16 protein-coding genes are annotated in these 20612 nt (G+C 72.5%); 8 read left to right on the forward strand and 8 right to left on the reverse strand.

Annotation, left to right across the window (positions count from 1 at the left end; all coding sequences use genetic code 11):
- Positions 1 to 15: 15 nt before the first annotated feature.
- The 3 genes from ACFYV5_RS22295 to ftsE form a co-directional block, all read right to left on the reverse strand.
- Positions 16 to 1212, reverse strand: a complete 1197-nt coding sequence (locus ACFYV5_RS22295) for a S41 family peptidase (RefSeq protein WP_389171022.1) — start codon at positions 1210 to 1212, stop codon at positions 16 to 18.
- A gap of 78 nt (positions 1213 to 1290) precedes the next feature.
- Positions 1291 to 2208, reverse strand: coding sequence for a permease-like cell division protein FtsX (gene ftsX / locus ACFYV5_RS22300; RefSeq protein WP_355112514.1), 918 nt, complete (start codon positions 2206 to 2208; stop codon positions 1291 to 1293).
- A 21-nt stretch (positions 2209 to 2229) separates the two neighbouring features.
- Positions 2230 to 2919, reverse strand: coding sequence for a cell division ATP-binding protein FtsE (ftsE, locus tag ACFYV5_RS22305; protein WP_355112516.1), 690 nt, complete (start codon positions 2917 to 2919; stop codon positions 2230 to 2232).
- A gap of 254 nt (positions 2920 to 3173) precedes the next feature.
- Between ftsE and ACFYV5_RS22310 the strand changes: the two genes are divergently transcribed.
- Entirely contained in the window at positions 3174 to 3359 is a 186-nt protein-coding gene (locus ACFYV5_RS22310) for a hypothetical protein (protein ID WP_355112518.1), read from the forward strand.
- 74 nt (positions 3360 to 3433) lie between these two features.
- Here the strand turns inward: ACFYV5_RS22310 and ACFYV5_RS22315 are convergent, their stop codons facing one another.
- The 4 genes from ACFYV5_RS22315 to ACFYV5_RS22330 all read right to left on the reverse strand — a co-directional run bounded on the left by ACFYV5_RS22315 (position 3434) and on the right by ACFYV5_RS22330 (position 8751).
- On the reverse strand, positions 3434 to 4090 hold the full coding sequence (locus tag ACFYV5_RS22315) for an LPXTG cell wall anchor domain-containing protein (protein WP_389171027.1): 657 nt from the start codon (positions 4088 to 4090) through the stop codon (positions 3434 to 3436).
- 434 nt (positions 4091 to 4524) lie between these two features.
- The gene (gene prfB, locus ACFYV5_RS22320; protein WP_355112521.1) at positions 4525 to 5631 is read right to left on the reverse strand and encodes a peptide chain release factor 2; all 1107 of its coding nucleotides are present in this window, start codon (positions 5629 to 5631) and stop codon (positions 4525 to 4527) included.
- A 58-nt stretch (positions 5632 to 5689) separates the two neighbouring features.
- Positions 5690 to 6979, reverse strand: a complete 1290-nt coding sequence (locus ACFYV5_RS22325) for a serine/threonine-protein kinase (protein WP_355112523.1) — start codon at positions 6977 to 6979, stop codon at positions 5690 to 5692.
- 107 nt (positions 6980 to 7086) lie between these two features.
- Complete coding sequence (locus ACFYV5_RS22330; protein WP_389171030.1) at positions 7087 to 8751, reverse strand: serine/threonine-protein kinase; 1665 nt, start codon at positions 8749 to 8751, stop codon at positions 7087 to 7089.
- Between the two features lie 431 nt (positions 8752 to 9182).
- On the opposite strand from ACFYV5_RS22330, the gene ACFYV5_RS22335 reads away from it, so the two are divergent.
- The 4 genes from ACFYV5_RS22335 (at position 9183) to ACFYV5_RS22350 (ending at position 16589) form a co-directional block, all read left to right on the forward strand.
- Positions 9183 to 12920 (forward strand): FHA domain-containing protein, encoded by a 3738-nt coding sequence (locus tag ACFYV5_RS22335; protein ID WP_389171032.1) that lies wholly within the window; start codon positions 9183 to 9185, stop codon positions 12918 to 12920.
- Between the two features lie 135 nt (positions 12921 to 13055).
- Positions 13056 to 14435, forward strand: a complete 1380-nt coding sequence (locus tag ACFYV5_RS22340) for an ABC transporter substrate-binding protein (protein ID WP_355112529.1) — start codon at positions 13056 to 13058, stop codon at positions 14433 to 14435.
- A 4-nt stretch (positions 14436 to 14439) separates the two neighbouring features.
- On the forward strand, positions 14440 to 15741 hold the full coding sequence (locus ACFYV5_RS22345; protein WP_389171036.1) for a carbohydrate ABC transporter permease: 1302 nt from the start codon (positions 14440 to 14442) through the stop codon (positions 15739 to 15741).
- Positions 15738 to 16589 carry a carbohydrate ABC transporter permease gene (locus ACFYV5_RS22350; RefSeq protein WP_355112533.1) on the forward strand — a complete coding sequence of 284 codons (852 nt, stop codon included), beginning with the start codon at positions 15738 to 15740 and terminating at the stop codon, positions 16587 to 16589. The genes ACFYV5_RS22345 and ACFYV5_RS22350 overlap by 4 nt, the downstream gene beginning before the upstream one ends.
- An 84-nt stretch (positions 16590 to 16673) precedes the next feature.
- Here the strand turns inward: ACFYV5_RS22350 and ACFYV5_RS22355 are convergent, their stop codons facing one another.
- Positions 16674 to 17279, reverse strand: a complete 606-nt coding sequence (locus ACFYV5_RS22355; RefSeq protein ID WP_389171039.1) for a TetR/AcrR family transcriptional regulator — start codon at positions 17277 to 17279, stop codon at positions 16674 to 16676.
- 115 nt (positions 17280 to 17394) lie between these two features.
- Here ACFYV5_RS22355 and ACFYV5_RS22360 point away from each other — a divergent pair, with 115 nt between their 5' ends.
- From ACFYV5_RS22360 to ACFYV5_RS22370, 3 genes are read left to right on the forward strand one after another with little or no spacing between them, the layout of a single operon-like run.
- Entirely contained in the window at positions 17395 to 18357 is a 963-nt protein-coding gene (locus ACFYV5_RS22360) for an ABC transporter permease (protein ID WP_389171042.1), read from the forward strand.
- 31 nt (positions 18358 to 18388) lie between these two features.
- A complete protein-coding gene (locus tag ACFYV5_RS22365; RefSeq protein ID WP_389171123.1) occupies positions 18389 to 19171 on the forward strand; it encodes an ABC transporter ATP-binding protein in 783 nt (260 codons plus the stop codon).
- Positions 19172 to 19215: 44 nt separating this feature from the next.
- Positions 19216 to 20574 carry a glycosyltransferase 87 family protein gene (locus ACFYV5_RS22370; protein WP_389171045.1) on the forward strand — a complete coding sequence of 453 codons (1359 nt, stop codon included), beginning with the start codon at positions 19216 to 19218 and terminating at the stop codon, positions 20572 to 20574.
- The last annotated feature ends 38 nt before the right edge of the window (positions 20575 to 20612 follow it).

Here is a 20612-nt window from a genome sequence, read left to right on the forward strand (position 1 = left end):
GCGGCCATTTTCGCACTACGAGCCCCCTCCGAGGCCACTCAATACCGTTCTCGCCCGCTCCTCGGCCCGCTCGCCCGTGGCGTCGCCGACGATCAGGTCGGGGGTGATGCCCCGGCCGTCGACGCCGTGTCCGGCGGGCGTGCGGTAGTGGCCGACCGTGAGCTCGGCGACGGAGCCGTCGGGCAGGGTGCTCGGCATCTGCACCGCGCCCTTGCCGAAGGTGCGGGAGCCGACGGTGATCGCCCGGCCCCGGTCCTTCAGGGCGCCGGTGAGCAGTTCGGCGGCGCTCATGGTGCCGCCGTCGACGAGCGCGACCACGGGCCGTTCGGTGTCCCCGCCGCTCTGGGCGTACAGGGCGCGCTGCTCGCCGTCGACGTCGTACGTGGCGACCAGACCGCCGTCGAGGAAGGCGGAGGCGGCGACGGCGGCCTCGGCGACCAGGCCGCCGGCGTTGCCGCGCAGGTCCAGCAGGACTCCGGCGCCGGCCGGGGCATCCCGTACCGCCCCCCGGACCCGCTCGCCCACGCCCTTGGTGAAGGCACTCACCTTGATCAGCACCGTGCCGTCGTCGAGGCGGCGCACCGTGACGTCCTCGGTGGCGAGCCGGGCCCGGCTCAGGGTCTCGGTCCAGGTGGTCCGGCCGCGCTCGACACCGAGGGCGACGGTGGAGCCCGCCCGGGCGTGGCCGTCGCCGCGCAGCAGGGCGACGACCTGCGACACGGAGAGTCCGTCGACGGAGCGCCCGTCGACGGTGACGAGGCGGTCGCCGGGCCGTAGCCCGGCCTTCGCGGCGGGTCCGCCGGCCTGGACGCGGGAGATCTCGATGCGCCCCCGCGCCGCCTTCCGCGCGGAGAGTCCGACGCCGGTGTACGAGCCGTCCAGCGCCTGCTCGAACTCCTCGTACTCGGCCGGGCCGTAGACCGCGCCCCAGCGGTCGCCGCTGCGGCTGACGAACTCCTCGGCGGCCTTCTTGCCCGACTTGCCGTCGGCCATGGCGTCGGCGGCGGCGCGGGCGAGGGCGCCCCGGTCGACGGTGTCGCCCCGCGGGCTCGGCTGTTCGCGCTTCACGGCGGCACTCTCCTGCCGGGGCAGGGACCCGGTGGCCGCGGCCGTGGCGAGCACTCCGGCGAAGACCAACGTCAAAGCGGCCCCACGGAGAACTCCGCGGGGCCGGAGACAGACGTCGGGTCGGAACCCGGGGCCTACCGGCATGGCGCCCACTCTAGGACAAGCGAAAGGCGCCGTACGGTGGTTGACCGCACGGCGCCCGGGGCGCTCAAGGGGCTCTTCTCACACCTTGAGGTACTTGCGCAGCGCCACGAAGGCGGCAAGCGCCGGCATCAGCAGGCTGATGGCGAGGACGAGCGGCAGCTTGGCGAGGACGGCGTCCCAGCCGATGAAGTTGACGAGCTGCATCTTCTCGGCGAGGGCGATGCCGTGGTCGATCAGGAAGTACCGGCCGAGCAGCAGCATCACGCAGGCGACGGCGCCTCCGAGGAGACCGGCGAAGGCGGCCTCCATGATGAACGGCATCTGGATGTAGACACTGGAGGCGCCGACCAGCCGCATGATTCCGGTCTCGCGTCTCCGACTGAAGGCGGAGACGCGCACGGTGTTGACGATCAGCATCAACGCGATGATCAGCATCAGACCCATCACGCTGAGAGCGGCGACATTCATGCCGTTCATCAGGTCGAAGAGGTTCTGCAGAATGTCGCGTTGGTCCTTGACGGATTCGACCCCGTCCCGCCCGGCGAAGGCGGTGGACACCACCTTGTACTTCTCCGGATCCTTCAGCTTGACCCGGAACGACTCCTGCATCTGGTCGGGCGTGACGATGGAGGCGATGGCGGTGTCGCCGTACTCCTCCTTGTAGTGCTTGTACGCCTCGTCGGTCGACTCGTGGAAGACGGTCTCCACGATGTCCAGCTTCTTCAGATCGGCCTCGATCTGCTCCTTCTGCTGCGCGGTCACCGCACCCTTGGCGCACTTGGGGGAGGACGCCCCGTCGTTCTTGTTGCAGAGGTAGATGGAGACGTTGACCTTGTCGTACCAGTAGTCCTTCATCGTGCTGACCTGCTCGCGCATGAGCAGCGCGCCGCCGAAGAGGGCGAGCGAGAGGGCCACGGAGACGATGACGGCGAAGGTCATCGTGAGATTGCGCCGGAGGCCGACGCCGATCTCGGAGAGCACGAACTGAGCGCGCATGGTGTTCTATCCCCTACCTGCTCAGTGCTGGTATCCGTAGACGCCGCGCGCCTGGTCGCGGACGAGGCGGCCCTTTTCGAGCTCGATGACGCGCTTGCGCATCTGGTCGACGATGTTCTGGTCGTGGGTCGCCATGACGACGGTGGTCCCTGTCCTGTTGATGCGGTCGAGCAGCTTCATGATGCCGACGGAGGTCTGCGGGTCGAGGTTGCCGGTGGGCTCGTCGGCGATCAGCAGCATGGGCCGGTTGACGAAGGCCCGGGCGATGGCCACGCGCTGCTGCTCACCACCGGAGAGCTCGCCCGGCATGCGGTCCTCCTTGCCGCCGAGGCCGACGAGGTCGAGGACCTGGGGCACGGCCTTGCGGATCTCTCCGCGCGGCTTGCCGATGACCTCCTGGGCGAAGGCCACGTTCTCGGCGACGGTCTTGTTGGGCAGCAGCCGGAAGTCCTGGAAGACGGTCCCGAGCTGGCGCCGCATCTGCGGCACCTTCCAGTTGGAGAGCCGGGCGAGGTCCTTGCCGAGGACGTGCACCTGGCCCTGGCTGCAGCGCTCCTCGCGCAGGATCAGCCGGAGGAAGGTCGACTTACCGGAGCCGGAGGATCCGACGAGGAAGACGAACTCCCCCTTCTCGATCTCCAGGGAGACATCCCGAAGCGCGGGGCGGTTCTGCTTCGGATAGGACTTGGACACATTGTCGAATCGGATCACGGATGCACCACGGTCGGCCGGGAGTAGGTGTGCGCGACCTTACGCGACCGGGGATGTGCCGCGCAGTCGCGGTCCCGGCTTGCGTCCTTTATCCTTTTCGCCCCTCCGGATGGAACGGATGCGATCCGGGTGTAATCCGGCGGGGCGCGCCGAAACGCCCGAGAGCTGGCACAGTGGTAGGGGAACGCTCGGGTACGGCCGGGCGTTGTCCTCGGTATGGACCCGTGTGGACCCCCCGCGGGAGAGGAGAGCGCATGACCTACGACCGATTGGTGTGCGCCAACTGCGCGGCCCCCGTCGCAGAGGGCCGCTGCCGCGTCTGCCGCGCGACCCGGAATCGCCTCGACCCGTCGACGGGCCTGACCCCGGCGACGCTGCTGACACTGGTGATCGCCCTGGTGGCGATGGTGGCGCTGCTCGCGGCGCTGCAGACCGCGTAGGACTTCCGCGAAGGGCCGGACACGAGAGAGGGCCGGGGGTGCTCCCCCGGCCCTCTCCGCGTGCCTCAGCTGTCTCAGACGGCGGTACGACCACCGGCGACGAGACGCGGGAGCATCCGGAAGCCGATGCCACCGGCGATCATCGTGGCGGCACCGATGATCAGGAACGAGGTCTCGGCGGCACCGGTCTCGGCCAGCTCCTCCTTGGCCTTGCCCTGCTCGACGGGCTGCGAGCCGGCGTTGTTCGGGCCCGGGTTGTTGTCGACGCACTCGGCGCCGTCGAGGTCGACGGTGCAGGTGTTGCCGCCACCGTCGGTGGAGTCGTCACCCGGCGTGGTCGGCGCGGGGGTCTCCCCCGGCTTCGTCGGCTCGGTGGGCTTGGGCGGCGTGGTGACCGGAGGGGTCGTCACGGGCGGCGTCGTCACCGGCGGCGTGGTGACCGGCGGCGTCGTCACGGGCGGCGTCGTCACCGGCGGCGTGGTGACCGGCGGCGGCGTCGTCACGGGCGGCGTCGTGACCGGCGGCGGCGTGGTGACCGGCGGCGGCGTCGTCTCCGGGGTGCACCCCAGGGGGTCGACGGAGCACGGCGGATCGTCCACCGTCACCTCGGCGCTGAGGCCGATCTCGACACCCACGGCCTGCGCGGCACCGGCCGCGGTGAGGGACGCACCCGCGGCGATCACGGCACCGGCGGTTATGCGCGCGATACGAACGCGCGTCTTCTTGGTCATCTGGCTGCTACCCCCAGTAGCTCAATCTCGTCAGTGGAGCAGCGCTCAGGGGCACGGACACTGGGGAGCGGTCGTGCTTGAACTGACCCGGCCCCCGTTCACACGCGCCCCAGAGATACGCATGCCATGCGCCACCCTTGCGAGTTTCCGCATACGCGTCAAGGTCGTTGCGCGCGCGATGCCCGAAAGATCACCAGTTGCCCGCCATGCGGGGATGCAACTGTGACGTAAACGCGGAAGTTCCGGTCCCGCTACGCCAGTTCCCTTGTCGACAAAGCGCCCCGACAAGCCCGATTCCGCTTGCGCCCGCGAATCCAGCAGGGCCGCCCGACTCCCCGTCAATTCCTCGCCACCGCTCACGAAGAACGCCGGGCCCCCGCACCCGAAGGTGAGAGGAGCCCGGCGTCGTCGAACCGTGGGAGGACCGAAGTCCGTTACTTCTCGCCCTGCTTGCGCCAGCGGATGCCCGCCTCCAGGAAGCCGTCGATCTCGCCGTCCAGGACCGCCTGCGGGTTGCCCACCTCGAAGTCCGTACGGAGGTCCTTGACCATCTGGTACGGGTGGAGGACGTACGAGCGCATCTGGTTGCCCCAGGAGCTGCCGCCGTCGCCCTTCAGGGCGTCCATCTTGGCCCGCTCCTCCTGGCGCTGACGCTCCAGCAGCTTCGCCTGGAGGACGTTCATGGCGCTCGCCTTGTTCTGGATCTGGGAGCGCTCGTTCTGGCAGGAGACCACGATGCCGGTCGGGAGGTGCGTGATGCGCACGGCAGAGTCGGTCGTGTTGACGCCCTGTCCACCCGGGCCCGACGCGCGGTAGACGTCCACGCGCAGCTCGGACTCGTCGATCTCGACGTGGTCGGAGGACTCGACGACCGGGAGGATCTCGACGCCCGCGAACGACGTCTGGCGGCGGCCCTGGTTGTCGAAGGGGGAGATGCGCACCAGGCGGTGCGTGCCCTGCTCGACCGAGAGCGTGCCGTAGGCGTACGGAGCCTTGACCACGAAGGTGGTCGACTTGATGCCGGCCTCTTCGGCGTACGAGGTCTCGTAGACCTCCGTGCCGTAGCCGTGCCGCTCGGCCCAGCGCAGGTACATGCGCTGAAGCTGCTCGGCGAAGTCGGCGGCGTCGACGCCGCCCGCCTCGGCGCGGATGTTGACCAGCGCCTCACGCTCGTCGTACTCGCCGGAGAGGAGCGTACGGACTTCCATCTCGTCCAGCGCCTTTCGGACGGTGACGAGCTCCGCCTCGGCCTCGGCGCGGGTGTCCGAGTCGTCCATCTCCTCGGCGAGCTCGAAGAGCACCGCCAGGTCGTCGATCCGGCTCCGCAGCGCCTCCGCCTTGCGGACCTCGGCCTGGAGGTGCGAAAGCTTGCTGGTGATCTTCTGCGCCGCCTCCGGGTCGTCCCAGAGGGACGGGGCCGCGGCCTGCTCTTCGAGCACGGCGATGTCAGCCCTCATCTTTTCGAGGTCCAGGACGGCCTCGATCGACCCCATGGTCGAGGAGAGGGACTTCAGCTCTTCGGATACATCGACGACTGCCACGCGTCCAGCGTAACGGCTCCCCGCAAATGCCAGGTCCTCCGCCAGGTCCTCGCACGCCTCACGGCTGCGTGGACTGCTTGGAGTCCTGCGGCGGTACGTCGGAGTCCCCGGCGGTCGCCAGGTACCCGCCCACCCCCAGACCGCCGAGAAGCGCGACGGCCGCGATGGAGAGGGTGATACGGCGCTTGCGGACCGCCTCCGCCTTGTGGCGCGCCGAGCCGGGGCGCCGGGCGCCGGCCGGGCGGGGGGCCCGGGCGGTGCCCAGGGGGCCGCCGGCGAGCTCGTCGGGGGCAGGGACGCGCATGGAGGTGTGGGTGTCCCGGTTGGAGTCGGGCGAGGCGCCCGGGACCAGCGGGACGGCGGCCCGGCGCGGCGCCCCCTCGCCCGAAGCCGAGCCGTGGCCGGAGCCCGAGCCGTGGCCCGAGCCATGGCCGTGGCCGGAACGGCTCGCGTAGGACTCCTCCTCGTACGTCTCCGTCTGCTGGTCCGCGTCGTCCGGCTCGTCCACGTCCAGCGGCGGCAGCCCGGCCAGCAGCGGCAGGCACTCCCGCAGCCGGCCGCCCAGCTCCGAGGCGCGCAGCCGCGAGGCGGGGGCCTTGGCCAGGCACTGGACGATCAGCTGCCACAGCTCCTCGGGGATGCCGGGCAGCGGGACGACCGTCTCGGTGACGTGGCGGCGCAGCACGGCGCCGGGGTGGCCGCCGCCGAAGGGCGTGAAGCCGGCCAGGAGCTCGTAGAGGACGGTCGCGAGGGCGTAGATGTCGACGGCCGCGCGCGGGGGCAGGCCCTCGACGATCTCGGGGGCCAGGTAGTCGGGCGTGCCGATGATCCGGGTCGCCTTGGTGCGGCCGGGGGTGTCGATGAGCTTGGCGACGCCGAAGTCGGTGAGGAGTGCCGGGTGGGCCCCGCCGGGGCCGAGCGGGCCCTCCATGTCGAGCAGGATGTTCTCGGGCTTGACGTCGCGGTGGACGACCCCGGCGGCGTGCGCGGCGGCGAGGCCGTCGGCGACGTCGGCGATGATCGCGACGGCCGCCTCGGGGGCGAGCCTGCGCTCCCGGTCGAGGCGGGTGCGCAGGTCGGTGCCGCGGACCAGATCCATGACGAGCGCGAGGTCGTTGCCGTCGACGACGAGGTCGCGGACGGCGACCACCCGGGGGTGGTCGAGACCGAGCAGGGCGGTGCGCTCCTGGACGAAGCGTCCGACGAGCTCCTGGTCCGACGCCAGGTCCTCGCGCAGCAGTTTGATGGCGACGGGGCCCTCGGGGCCCTCGCCGAGCCACACCGTGCCGGCGCTGCCCCGACCGAGGATCTGGTGGGCCGTGTAGCGGCTGCCGATATTCCGTGCCAAGACTGCTCCCTCAGCGGCTGGCGGTCGCGACAAAGTTACGCGTCCCCAGCCGCTGGTCGTCACTTCCGAGGGGAAATCACCCCTCGGAAGTCGATAAATCGGCAGTGTTACTGCCCCGTACCGCCGGTAGTACCACTCGTCGTGCCGCTCGTCGTGCCGCTTTCGGAGCTCGTCAGCTCGGAGATCCAGTCGGTGACGGACGTGATGCCGTCGCCGATGGCCTGCCAGTAGCCCTTGCCCTGGGCCACCCAGTCCTGGAGCGGGGTCAGCTCCCAGATGAGCCAGCCCGCGACGACGAACAGCACGATCGTGAAGAGGCAGCCCTTCAGACAGCCCAGGCCCGGGATCCGCATCGGGTTGGCGCTGCGCTGCCGCGGCGGCCGCGGCTCGCGCGGGGCCGGGGCCTGGGGCGGCGGCTGCGGGGGCGCGTACTGCTGCTGTTGCGGCGCGTACTGCTGCTGTTGCGGCTGCGGGGCGTACTGCTGGCGCTGCGGCGGCCGCTGGGGCTGCTGCTGGTACGGCTGTGGCTGATGCTGCGGCGGCTGCGGCTGACGCTGCGGACGGCGGCGCAGCGGGTCCTGGCTCGGGTCCAGGTACTGCACCTGCGTCTGCTCGTTGCGGTCGCGCGCCGCGCGCAGCTGGTTCTGCCAGGGGTGCGGGTCCTCGCCCGGGGCGCCCTGCGGCGGCTGCGGCGGTACGGGAGGCATGACCGCGGTCGGGTCGGCGCCGCCGCCCGCCGGGCCGCTGGTCGGCATGACGCTGGTCGCGGCGGCGGGGTCGTACGGGGACGGGGCGCCCGCACCGCTGGGCAGCACCTGGGTCGGGTCGGCGGCGCCCGGCGTCTCCGGGACCGGTGCCGGCGCCGGGTCGGGGGCGAGCAGCGCGCCGACGCCGTCGGCCGCCTCGATCTGGGCGGGCGTGGAGTGCACGCCGATGCCCGCGGCGACCGCGCGCAGTCCGCGGGCCAGGTTCTCGGCGCTGGGCCGGTGGTCCGGGTTCTTGCTGAGGCAGCGCTCTATGACCGTCCACAGCGGGCCGGGAACGGTCGAGGGACGGCGCGGCTCCTCGCTGAGGTGCCGGTGCAGGACCTCCAGGGCCGAGCCGCCGGCGAATGGAGGGCGGCCCGTGACCAGCTCGTAGAGCAGGATGCCCGCGCCGTAGATGTCGACGGCGGAGGTCTGGGGGCGGCCCTCGGCGGACTCCGGCGCGACGTACGCGGGCGTGCCGACGAACTCGTGCGTACGGGTCAGGCCGGGGGAGTCCGCGAGGCGCGCGATGCCGAAGTCCGTGAGCATCGGGTGCATCTGGCCGTCGCGCTCGGCGAGCAGGACGTTGGCGGGCTTGAGGTCGCGGTGGACCACGCCGTCGGCGTGGCTCGCGGCGAGCGCGTCGGCGATCTGCGCGGTGAGCAGGGCGGCGGCGACCGGGGTGAGCGGGCCGTTCTCGCGGATGTAGCGGTGCAGGTCCGGGCCCTCGACGAGGTCCATGACCAGGGCGAGGACATCGCCCTCGACGACCAGGTCGCGGGTGCGCACGATGTTGGGGTGGGTGAGCCGGAGCAGCACGGACCGCTCGCGCAGGAAGCGCATCACGATGTCCGCGTCGTTGGCCAGCTCCTCCTTCAGGACCTTGATCGCCACGGTCTCGCCGGGCTGGCCCGGCACGGCCGCCTCGGCGCCGGCCGTCTCTCGCTGGCGGGCTCGCCAGACGGTGCCCGTGGCGCCGCGTCCGAGCGGCTCCTCGAGCAGGTACTTGCTGCCGATTGGCCGCACGTCACGCGCTCCCTGCTGATCGTGGTCCTGGGGTTCCCGGGGTCCCTGTCATGAGTGGTGACCCGTCCCGGTGTCCGACCCACTTTAGTGCCGCCGAACGGGTCAACGGTTGACCATGAGGCGGCTGATTCCGGCTGTCGACCTGTCCGAATCAAGACGCGTTTGTCCTGTCGCCGGTTGCCGGGAGCGTCGGAAGGCGGACCCAACCAGGCACTTTTAGGTCCACAGCCGACCAATCAAGATCACTTGGAGGCGACCCGCGGGCGGGTTGTCAGTGGCAGGTGCGAGGATGCACACAGCACGTCGTATCGAGGGGTCGGGAGCCCCCGCGCCGTGCCGACCTGTACCGGACGACGCGTCCGTGCCGGGTGGGGGGAGAGACAGGGCGGTTCCCCTGCCGGCGCCACGCGCAGAAGGGACCGCTGACGGCGATGCAGATCCGGCTGACCGTCCTCGCGCCGCACGCCGGCCACGGCGCCGGGCGCGCCTGCGACGTGCTTGTCACCGCCCCGGCGGGGACGGCGCTGGCCGCCGTGGCCTCCGGTCTGGCCGCGGCCGTCTCCGGCCCGGACACCTCCACCTCGGGCACGACCGTGCTCTACGCGGGCCGTGAGCGGCTCGACGCCCGGCGCTGCGCGCTGGGTGAGCCCCCGCTCGTCGACGGCGCGGTCCTCACACTCCAGGTCCCCGGCGAGGACGAGAGCCTCGGCGAGGGCGCCTCGGCCCGGCTCCATGTGGTCGCGGGGCCGGACGCGGGCGGGGTGCACCTGCTGCACGGCGGCCCGATCAGGATCGGCCGCTCCCTGGACGCGGACGTCCCGCTCGACGACCCGGACGTCTCCCGGGTGCACTGCACGGTGACGGTCGGGGACGACGGCCGCGTCACGGTCGCGGACCTCGGTTCCACGAACGGCACGACGCTGGACGGCGCGGCGGTCGGCGACCGCCCCGTCCGGCTGCTGCCCGGGGCCCTGCTGCGGCTGGGCGAGTCCGCCCTCCGGCTGGCGGGACCGGGCGACTGCGACGCGGACTCCCTGCCGACCGCCCCGGACGGCGAGGGACACCTGCGGGTGGACCCTCACGGGTCGGGTTCCGGCTCGGGGTCGTACGAGATGAGCACCGCGGGTACGGAGAGGGGTACGGGCGCCGGTACGGGTGCCACCACCGGGACCAGCGGCCCCTATGGGCAGGGGCAGGGACACGGACGTGACGCCTGGCCGTACGCCTCCGTGTCCCCGGACGCGACCCACGGCGGCGCCCCCTCCCCCACGCACGCGCGCGCCGCGGAGCCCGTGGACGGTGAGGGCTCCGGCGAGGCGCACAGCAGGACGCGGCAGACCTCCCGCCAGGCGACGCCCCCGCGTGCCAAGCGCGGCATCGGGGCCTGGGCCCGTCGGCTCGCCGGCCCCCGCGAGGACCTGCCGGTCCCCGGAGCCGAGGCGGGCGCGGAGCCCGGCGCCGCGGGCCCGTCCGGTACGGACCGGACCGCCGGTCACCCCCAAGCGGCCGAGACCTGGCCCGACCCGGCCGCCGTGCTGCTCACCGCCCTCGGCCCGGGCCCGCGGCTCTGGGAGCGGGGCCCGGACCATCCCGAGTCCCTCGTCGTCCGGCTCGGCACGACCGACCGGGCCGACCTGTCCGCGGTGCCCGTGACCGTCGGTCTCCGCGAGGCCGGATCGCTCGGTCTCGCGGGCCCGGGGAAGCGGCTGGCCGGTCTCGCCCGCTCCGTGGTGGCCCAGCTCGCCGCCCTGCACGCCCCCTCCGACCTGGAGATCGTGCTGATCAGCGCCGACCGGAGCCGCCCCCTGGAGGAGCGGCGCCGCGCCTGGGGCTGGCTCGGCTGGCTCCCCCATCTGCGTCCGGCGCACGGCCAGGACTGCCGGCTCCTCCTCGCGTACGACCGGGAGCAGGCCCACGCCCGTACGGCCGAGCTCACCCGCAGGCTGGACGACGGGCCGCTCGGGCCCGGCTGGCCGAGCGCCGACCGTACGGCCGTCGCGGAGGCCGCGGCGCGTTACGAGGGTCCGGCCACGGTCGTGATCGTGGACGGCGACCCCGGTTCCGCGGCGCTGCGCGAGACGACCGCGCGGCTCGCCGGCGCGGGGGCGGCCGCGGGCATCCATCTCCTCTGCCTGGCCGAGGCGCCGGCCGCCTCGCCGGTCTCCCCGGTCGCCGCGACCTACGAGAGCGCCTGCGCGGCCTCGCTCGCCTTCCGTGAATGCGGGGCCGTGGCGTTGTTGAGCGGCGACGTGGCGACGGCGCTGCGCCTGCTGCGTACGGCGGGAGGCCGGACCGCGGGCCACGGGACCGTCGGCGTGGTGGACGCGGTCTCCGTCGCCTGGGCCGAGCGTTTCGCGCGGGCGGTGGCTCCGCTGCGCACCGACGCCCCCGCCGCGCACGGCCGCACGGCGGCGACGGCGCTGCCCCGGTCCGCCCGGCTGCTGGACGAGCTCGGTCTCGCCCGGGCCACCCCCGCCTCGCTGATGGCCCGCTGGGCCGCTGCCGCGGAGGGGACGGCCGTCCTGGGCGCCGGGCCGCGCGGGCCGGTGTCGGTCGACCTGACCGACGAGGGCCCGCACCTGCTGATCGAGGGGCCCGCGGGAAGCGGGCGCACGGAGCTGCTGCGCTCGATCGCCGCGTCGCTGGCGGCCGGCGGTCGCCCCGACCGGCTCGGCCTGCTCCTGGTCGCCGGCGCGGGCGGTGAGCGCGGCGAGGGCCTGGCCGCGTGTACGGAGCTGCCTCACGTCACCGAGCACCTGGTCGCCTCCGACCCGGTCCGGATGCGGGAGTTCGCCCAGGCGCTGGGCGCCGAGCTGAAGCGTCGCGCGGAGATCCTGGGCGACGGTCACTTCTCCGAGCGCCGGCCCATGGGACGCCTGATCGGCCAGCGGCCCCCGAGTGCGGCGGAAACGGTGCGGCCCGGGACCCGGGCGACGGTCCGCGTCCCTGACGCCCGCGTGGGGGACGGCTCCCTGTCCGAGGCGTCGAGCGGCCGGACCGCGCGGACCGGCGACGGCGGCCTCTCCGACCGCCCGAGCGGCCGGACGCTCCGCACGGGAGACGGCCCGGTGGGCGACCGCCCCGACGCACGCGACCCGCGAGCGGGCGCCGACGACCTGCGGGCCCACCCGAGCGGCCGGACCATCCGCACGGGCGACGCCACGACCGACGAGCGCCCCAGCGGCCGGACCCTCCATACGGGCGCCGAGGACGACACGTACCACCCGAGCAGCCGGACGCCCCACACCAGCGACGCCGCCACCGGCGACCGACCCAGCAGCCGCACCCTCCGCACGGGCGCCGAGGACCTCACGTACCACCCGAGCGGGCGCACCACCCGCACCGGCGGGCGCGACCCGCGGGCCGGTGCTGACGATCTCGGTGACCGTCCGAGCGGCAGGCTGCCGCGCCGGAGCGACGGCGATCTCCCCGACCGCCCGAGCGGGCGGGTCCCACGGGCCGGGACCGGTGCCGAGGATCTCGGGGACCGCCCGAGCGGGCGCGTCCCACGAGCCGGGACCGGTGCCGAGGACCTCGGGGACCGGCCGTCCGGTCGCGTGCCCCGGCCCGGTGGGGAGCCGGACGCGTACGCCCCCGCGGCCCCCCGGACGCGAGCCGAGGCGGCCGGCACGGTCGTCCTCCCCCGGCTCGTCGTGCTCGTCGACGACTTCGACGCGCTCGTGGCGCCCGCGCTCGGATCACCCGGGCGGCCCGCCGCCGGGTCCGTCGTACGGGCCCTCGAAGCCGTGGCGCGGTCCGGCGAGCGGCTCGGGGTGCACCTGGTCGCGACCTCGTCGCGACCGGACCGTACGGCGGACACGGAGCTGGCGCACGGCGCCCGGCTGCGGGTCGTCCTCGACCCCGCCCCCGTGGCCGCCGGTCCCGACGAACCCGCGCCCGGCCGCGGGCGGCTCGGGCATCCGGACGGCCGGGTGACCCCGTTCCAGTCCGGCCGGGTCACCGGCCGGATCCCGCGCACGGCGACCCTGCGGCCGACCGTCGTCCCGCTGGAGTGGGAGCGGATGGGCGACCCGCCCACCCGCCGGCCCGTCCGCGAGTTGGGCAACGGCCCGACCGATCTGGCGCTCCTCGCGAGCGCTCTTGACCGCGCCGCCCGCTCGGTCGACGCGGCGCCCGTGCCACCCCTCACCCCCGCGACGCGCGCCTGACGCGACGTCACGAGCCGATCACGATCCCCCGTTCGACACGGAAGGCGGTATTGCGAGGCCCGATCCCCCGGCGTAGACCTGTCGTCACTGGCACGAGCACGGGACGAGCACGCGCACAGAAGAGACGGGGCAGTAATGCGTACAACGCGCACAACGCGTACAACTCTTCGTACAAGCAGGGCCGCAACGGCGATCACCGCCCTCACCACAGTCACCGCACTCGCCCTCACCGGCTGCGGCGGCGAGAGCAAGAAGGACCCCGGCGCGCCTGCCGCGACCGGCAGTTCCTCCGGGCTGACCCTGCCCTCCCTCAAGGGCGAGAAGGTCCAGGTCGCGGCCGTCTGGACGGGCCCGGAGCAGGAGAACTTCACCAAGGTCCTGAAGGAGTTCGAGAAGCGCACCGGCGCCACCGTCACCTTCGTGCCCGCGCAGGACCCGATCGTGAACTTCCTCGGTACGAAGATCGCCGGCGGTTCCCCGCCCGATGTGGCGATGCTTCCGCAGGTCGGCGCGATCCAGCAGGCCGCCGCCCAGAAGTGGCTCAAGCCCGTCGGCCCCGAGGCCGAGGCGCAGCTCGCCAAGAACTACTCCAAGGGCTGGCGGGACCTCGGCGCCGTCGACGGCAAGCAGTACGGCGTGTACTTCAAGGCCGCCAACAAGTCGCTGATCTGGTACAACAACGCCGCCTTCGAGAACGCGGGCGCCACCGAGCCGAAGACGTGGAAGGAGTTCCTGTCGACCGCCGAGACCATCTCGGCCTCCGGCGTCACGCCCGTCTCCGTCGGCGGTGCGGACGGCTGGACCCTGACCGACTGGTTCGAGAACATCTACCTCTCCCAGGCCGGCCCGGCGAAGTACGACCAGCTGGCCAAGCACGAGATCAAGTGGACGGACCCGTCCGTCACACAGGCGCTCACCACCCTCGCCGAGCTGTTCGGCAAGCCGAACCTGATCGCGGGCGGCGCGGACGGCGCGCTGCAGACCGAGTTCCCGGCGTCGGTCACCCAGACCTTCACGGGCGGCGACCAGCCCAAGGGGGCGATGGTCTTCGAGGGCGACTTCGTCGCCGTCAACATCGCGCAGACCGACGCGAAGATCGGTACGGACGCGAAGGTCTTCCCGTTCCCCGCGGTGGGCGCGGAGTCCCCGGTCGTCACCGCCGGAGACGCGGCGGTGGCCCTGAAGGACACGAAGGGCGCCCAGGCGCTGCTGACCTTCCTCGCCTCCCCGGACGCGGCCGCGATCTGGGCCGGCGCCGGCGGCTTCCTCTCCCCCAACAAGAACCTGGACCTGGCCGCGTACCCGAACGACGTGCAGCGCGAGATCGCCAAGGCGCTGATGGAGTCCGGGGACGACTTCCGCTTCGACATGTCGGACCAGATGCCGCAGTCCTTCGGCGGCACGCCCGGCAAGGGCGAGTGGAAGGCGCTCCAGGACTTCCTGAAGAACCCCAAGGACATCGCGGGGACCCAGGCGCGGCTGGAGGCCGACGCGGCCAAGGCGTACAAGAGCTGACGCCGTGTCGTCCACGCCCAGGGTCACCGGCACGCGCAGGACCGTCGCGGTGGGGTTCCTCCTCCCCGCGCTGGTCCTGCTCGGCGCGCTCGTCGTCTACCCGATCGGGTACTCCGTCCACCGCTCGTTCTTCGACAAGTCCGGCGATTCCTTCGCCGGTCTTGCGAACTACATCGAGCTCTTCACGGACGACACCATCCTCACCGCCGTCAAGAACAACGCGATCTGGGTGGTCCTCGCCCCGACCGTCGCCACCGCGCTCGGCCTGATATTCGCCGTACTCACCGAACGGGTGCGCTGGGGCACGGCGTTCAAGCTGATCGTCTTCATGCCGATGGCGATCTCGATGCTGGCCGCCGGGATCATCTTCCGGCTCGTCTACGAGCAGGATCCGAACAGGGGGGTCGCCAACGCCGTCTGGGTCGGCGTGCACGACACCTTCGCCGAGTCGTCCGTCTTCCCCCGGGCACGCCCGCTGCCCGTCCACCCGCTCACGGCGGCGGGCGGCGGCGCGTACGTCACCGAGACTCCGGTCCGCGCGGGAGAGATCGCGCGGCTTCCGCTGATCGGCGTCGCCCCGGCGCAGATGCCGAAGGACGCCCGTCCGGCGGTCGATCCGCCCCGCCAGGAGGGCCGGATCACCGGTACCGCCTGGCTGGACTTCACCCGGGGCGGCGGCGGGAAGCCGAACGTCGTCGACCCGAAGGAGCTCGGCCTGAAGGGGCTGCGCGTGGAAGCGGTGAAGGACGGGAAGGTGGTGGCTACCACGACGGTGGCCGCCGACGGCACGTTCAGCCTTCCGGCCGCCGCCGACGGCTCCCTGCTGCGGCTGCCCGCGAGCAACTTCCGCGCGCAGTACAACGGGGTGGAGTGGCTGGGCCCTTCGCTCGTCACCCCCGCCGTCATCGGCAGTTACGTGTGGATGTGGGCCGGGTTCGCGATGGTCCTGATCGCGGCCGGTCTTGCGGGCATGCCCCGTGAGCTCCTCGAGGCGGCGCGCGTCGACGGGGCGAACGAGTGGCAGGTGTTCCGCCGCATCACGGTTCCCCTCCTCGCACCGGTCCTCGCCGTCGTCCTGGTCACCTTGATGATCAACGTGCTGAAGGTCTTCGACCTGGTCTTCATCATCGCGCCGGGTTCGGCCCAGGACGACGCGAACGTACTGGCGCTCCAGCTGTACCGCTCGTCGTTCGGCACGGACGCGGATCTCGGGATCGGCTCCGCCATCGCCGTCCTGCTGCTGCTCCTGGTGATCCCGGTGATGGCGTTCAACATCCGCCGGATGCGAAGGGAGGCCCGTCGATGAGTAGTCCGGCCTCACGGCTCGCCGCCCGTGCCGCGGGCGGCGCGATGCGGATCTTCCTCATCCTCGTCGGTCTGTTCTGGCTGATGCCGGCGGTCGGCCTGCTGCTGTCCTCGCTCCGCTCGCCCTCCGACATCAGCGAGAGCGGCTGGTGGGAGGTCTTCACGTCACCCGCCCAGCTGACGGTGGAGAACTACTCCGCGATCCTCGCCAACGACACGATCACCGGCTCGCTGGTGTCCACCGTCCTGATCACCGTTCCGGCCACCGTCCTGGTGGTCGTCATCGGCTCGCTCGCCGGATACGCCTTCGCCTGGCTGGACTTCCCCGGTCGCGACTGGTGGTTCCTGGTGATCGTGGGGCTCCTGGTGGTCCCGGTGCAGGTGGCTCTCGTACCCGTGTCGAAGCTCTTCGGCACGATCGGCATCTTCGAGACCACCCTCGGGGTCGTCCTCTTCCACACCGCCTTCGGGCTGCCCTTCGCGATCTTCCTGCTGCGGAACTTCTTCGCGGAGATCCCCAAGGAGCTGCTGGAGGCGGCACGGCTGGACGGGGCGGGCGAGATCCGGCTCTTCACGCGGGTCGTCCTGCCGCTGGGCGGGCCGGCGATCGCCTCGCTCGGCATCTTCCAGTTCCTGTGGGTCTGGAACGACATGCTGGTCGCGCTGATCTTCGCGGACTCGGAGTCGCCGCCGATCACGGTGGCGCTGCAGCAGCAGGTGCGGCAGTTCGGGAACAACATCGACGTGCTGGCACCGGGCGCGTTCGTGTCGATGGTGATTCCGCTGGCGGTCTTCTTCGCCTTCCAGCGGCAGTTCGTCACGGGTGTGATGGCCGGCGCGGTGAAGTAGCCCTGCCGCCGCAGTCGTTACGGGTACGGGGGCGGCGCGCCTCCGTACCCGTTCCCGCCTCCGTACCCGTACCGCCCTCGGAGCTCAGGCTCTGAGCGCGGCGACCGACGAGCGCGCGAGGTCGTCCAGATACCCCTTCGGCAGTTCGCCGCGGACCACCGCGAGCCGCCAGTAGAGCGGCCCGACGACCACGTCGAGGGCCCGGTCGGGGTCCGCGCCCTCGGCCAGTTCGCCGCGCCCCACGGCCTCGCGCACGATCCGCGCGACGACCCCCTGCTGACCGTCGAGCAGGGCCGCCTTGATCGCCTGGGCGATCTCCGGCTGGCGGGCGGCCTCCACCAGCAGGTCCGGGATGACCTGCGAGGCCACGGGGTGCCGCAGGGCGTGCGAGGCCACCTCCAGAAGCGCGCGGACGTCGCCGTGGAGCGAACCGGTCGAGGGCGCCGGCAGGCCCTGCGCGGCGAAGGCGCCGACGAGGTCGAGGACGAGGGACAGCTTGGACTTCCAGCGGCGGTAGACGGCCGTCTTGCCGACGCCCGCGCGGCGCGCGATGCCCTCGATGGACATGCGGGCGAACCCCACAGCGGCCAGCTCCTCGAAGACGGCCGTGCGAATGGCCTCCGTGACGTCCTCGCGGAGCACAGCGGCTCCCGCGGGGGCGCGGCGGGGGGACCCGGAGGGTGTCGTCATGGACGCGATCCTAACCACCACCGAACGACGACGTCACGACGAGACGGTTGCGTTGCGACGCTCGACCGCCCTACTCTCCCCGTAGCGACGATACGGACCCGTTCCATCGTCAGCGATGCCCCTGCCCCGCACTCTCGTCGAAAGCGACCTCGTGACCACCGAGACGCTCACGAAGCCCACCCCACACGCCGCGGTCGCCCCAGGCACCGCCCAGGACCCGCGCGCACTCGCCCTGCGCCACGGCCTGTCCGTCAGCGGCGCCCGCCCCGCCCTCCCCGCGTACGTCCGGCAGCTCTGGTCGCGACGCGACTTCATCACGGCGTTCGCGACCGCCCGGCTCACCGCGCAGTACAGCCAGGCGAAGCTCGGCCAGGTCTGGCAGGTGATGACCCCGCTGCTCAACGCGGCGGTCTACTACCTGATCTTCGGCGTCCTGATGAACGTCCAGGAGGGCATCCCGGACTACGTCCCGTTCCTGATCACGGGCATCTTCGTCTGGACCTTCACCTCCCAGTCGATCATGACCGGCACCCGGGCGATCAGCGGGAACCTCGGCCTCGTCCGAGCCCTGCACTTCCCCCGCGCGAGCCTCCCCCTCGCTCTCGCGCTCCAGCAGCTCCAGCAGCTCGTCCTCTCGCTCTGCGTCCTGATCGCGATCCTCTTCTGCTTCGGCGAGTTCCCCCGCTGGAGCTGGCTCCTGGCCGTGCCCGCGCTGCTCCTCCAGCTGCTCTTCAACTCCGGCGTCGCGCTCGTCATGGCACGCCTGGCCGCCCGCACCCCGGACATCGCCCAGCTGATGCCCTTCCTGCTGCGCACCTGGATGTACGTCTCCGGTGCCATGTGGTCCATCCAGCACCTGGCGGCGAGCGGCCGGCTCCCCGACGCGGTGGTCACGGCCCTGCAGAGCAACCCGGCGGCCGTCTACATCGACCTGATGCGCTTCGCGCTCATCGAGAGCTTCACCGCCGGGCAGCTGCCGCCGCACGTCTGGGCGCTCGCCGCCGGCTGGGCGCTGGTGGCCTTCGCGGGCGGATTCATCTACTTCTGGAAGGCAGAGGAGACCTACGGCCGTGGCTGAGCAGACCGCCCTGACACCGACCCCGAGCCCCATCCCGGCCCCGAGGCCCCCCGAGCGCACCCCGACCGTCGTCGCCGACGGCGTCCACATCACCTACACCGTCAACGGCGCCCGTACCGGCAGGGGAAGCGCGACCGCCGCGCTCAGCCGGATCTTCTCCCGGCGCGCCACCCCCGGCGCGCGCACGGTGCACGCGGTCAAGGGCGTCAGCTTCGTCGCGTACCGGGGCGAGGCGATTGGCCTGATCGGTTCGAACGGATCGGGGAAATCCACCCTCCTGAAGGCCGTGGCCGGCCTCCTGCCGGTCAACGAGGGCAGGATCTACACCCAGGGCCAGCCCTCTCTCCTCGGAGTGAACGCCGCCCTGATGAACGACCTGACCGGCGAGCGCAACGTGATCCTCGGCGGGCTCGCGATGGGCATGACCCGCACGGAGGTCACCGACCGCTACGACGACATCGTCGACTTCTCCGGGATCAACGAGAAGGGCGACTTCATCTCGCTGCCCATGCGGACGTACTCCTCCGGCATGGGCGCTCGCCTCCGCTTCGCCATCGCGGCTGCCAAGAGCCATGACGTGCTGCTCATCGACGAGGCGCTCTCCACCGGCGACGCGTCGTTCCGGCGCCGCAGCCAGCGGCGGATCGACGAGCTGCGCGCCGAGGCGGGCACCGTCTTCCTCGTGTCCCACTCCAACTCCACGATCACCGAGACCTGTGACCGGGCGCTGTGGCTGGAAGCGGGCACCCTGCGGATGGACGGACCGGCCAAGGAGGTCGTGGCGGCGTACGAGGCGTTCACCAAGAAGGGCTGACAAAACACCCGTAAACCACCCAAACCGAAATAGAGTGCGGTGCGATGACGACGCCTCGTGACCACACTCCCCAGCCGCAGCCCGAGCCCGGCGAGAAGCGGACGTGCGCCCCCGCGCCGCCCGCCCTCACCGGCTCACCCTTCGACTCGGACACCTTCACCTCGGCCACCTTCGTCTGGGTCGGCCGGGGCCCCGCCCTCGCCCTCGCCATCGTCTGGACCCTCACGCGCGCGGGCATGCTGCTGCTCCTGCTGCGCGACAGCCTGGGCGTGGGCGGGGTCGGCCGTGAGGTGTACGTCCTCTACCAGCACTGGTACCAACAGTTCACCCACGGCACCTTCCCGATGGACGACGTCACCTGGCAGTACCCGCCCGGCGCGGGCCTGGTGATCATGTCCCCCGGGGTGCTGCCCTGGCTCACGTACTTCCAGGGCTTCGTCGCCCTCGCCCTCCTCGCCGACGCCGCGGTCGCGCTGGCCCTCGCCCGGGCCGACAGCGACCGGGTCACACACGGCGCGTGGATCTGGGTCGGCGGGCTCCCGCTGCTCCTCCACCTCCCGCTGGCCCGGTACGACGTCCAGGTCACCGCCCTCGCGGTCCTCGCCCTGCTCGCGCTGACGTCCCGCTCGACCGCCGGGCACCGGTTCGGCGGGGCGCTGGCCGCCCTGGGCGCGCTGGTGAAGGTGTGGCCGGTGCTCACCCTGATCGGCACCCCCCGGGGCCGTACCACCCGCGACGCCTGGGTCTCCGCCGCCGTCACCGCCGCGGCCCTCCTCGCCACCCTCGCCTTCCTCTTCTCGCACTCGCTCGGCTTCCTGCGCCAGCAGGGCAGTCGCGGGATCCAGATCGAGTCGCTGGGCGGCACCGGGCTCGCGCTGGCCAGGGCGACGGGCGTCTGGCCCGGCACCGTCCAGTACCGCTACGGCGCCTTCGAGTACGTCGGCCCGTACGTCTCCAGCGTGGGCCGCCTCGCGCTGCTGCTGACGGTCCTCGCCTTCGTCTGGCTGGTGCTGTGGCGGCTGCGCGCCCGCGGCTGGAACGAGGCGACGCCGCTGGACGCGGCGCTCGCCGCCGTGCTGCTCTTCACCGTGACCAGCCGGGTGATCAGCCCGCAGTACATGATCTGGCTGCTCGGTCTCGCCGCCGTCTGTCTGACCTCGCGGCGGACCGTGATGCGGCCGGTGGCGCTGCTGCTCCTGCCGGCGGCCGCGCTGAGCTCCCTCGCGTACCCGGTCCTGTACGACGAGGTGGTGGCCGCCTCCTGGACCGGCGTGGCCGTCATGGTGCTCCGCAACGGGCTGCTGCTCGCGGCGGCGCTGCTGGCCGCGCGACGCCTGTGGACCTCGACCGTCCTCGTGACCGCCCCGGCCGCCCCAGCCGCCCCGTCGGCTCCCCCGGCATGACGAAGGGCCCCGCCGGCAGGGAACCGGCAGGGCCCTTC

The sequence above is a fragment of the Streptomyces sp. NPDC003035 genome (assembly GCF_042888285.1).
In the GTDB taxonomy this organism is placed as follows: Bacteria; Actinomycetota; Actinomycetes; order Streptomycetales; family Streptomycetaceae; genus Streptomyces.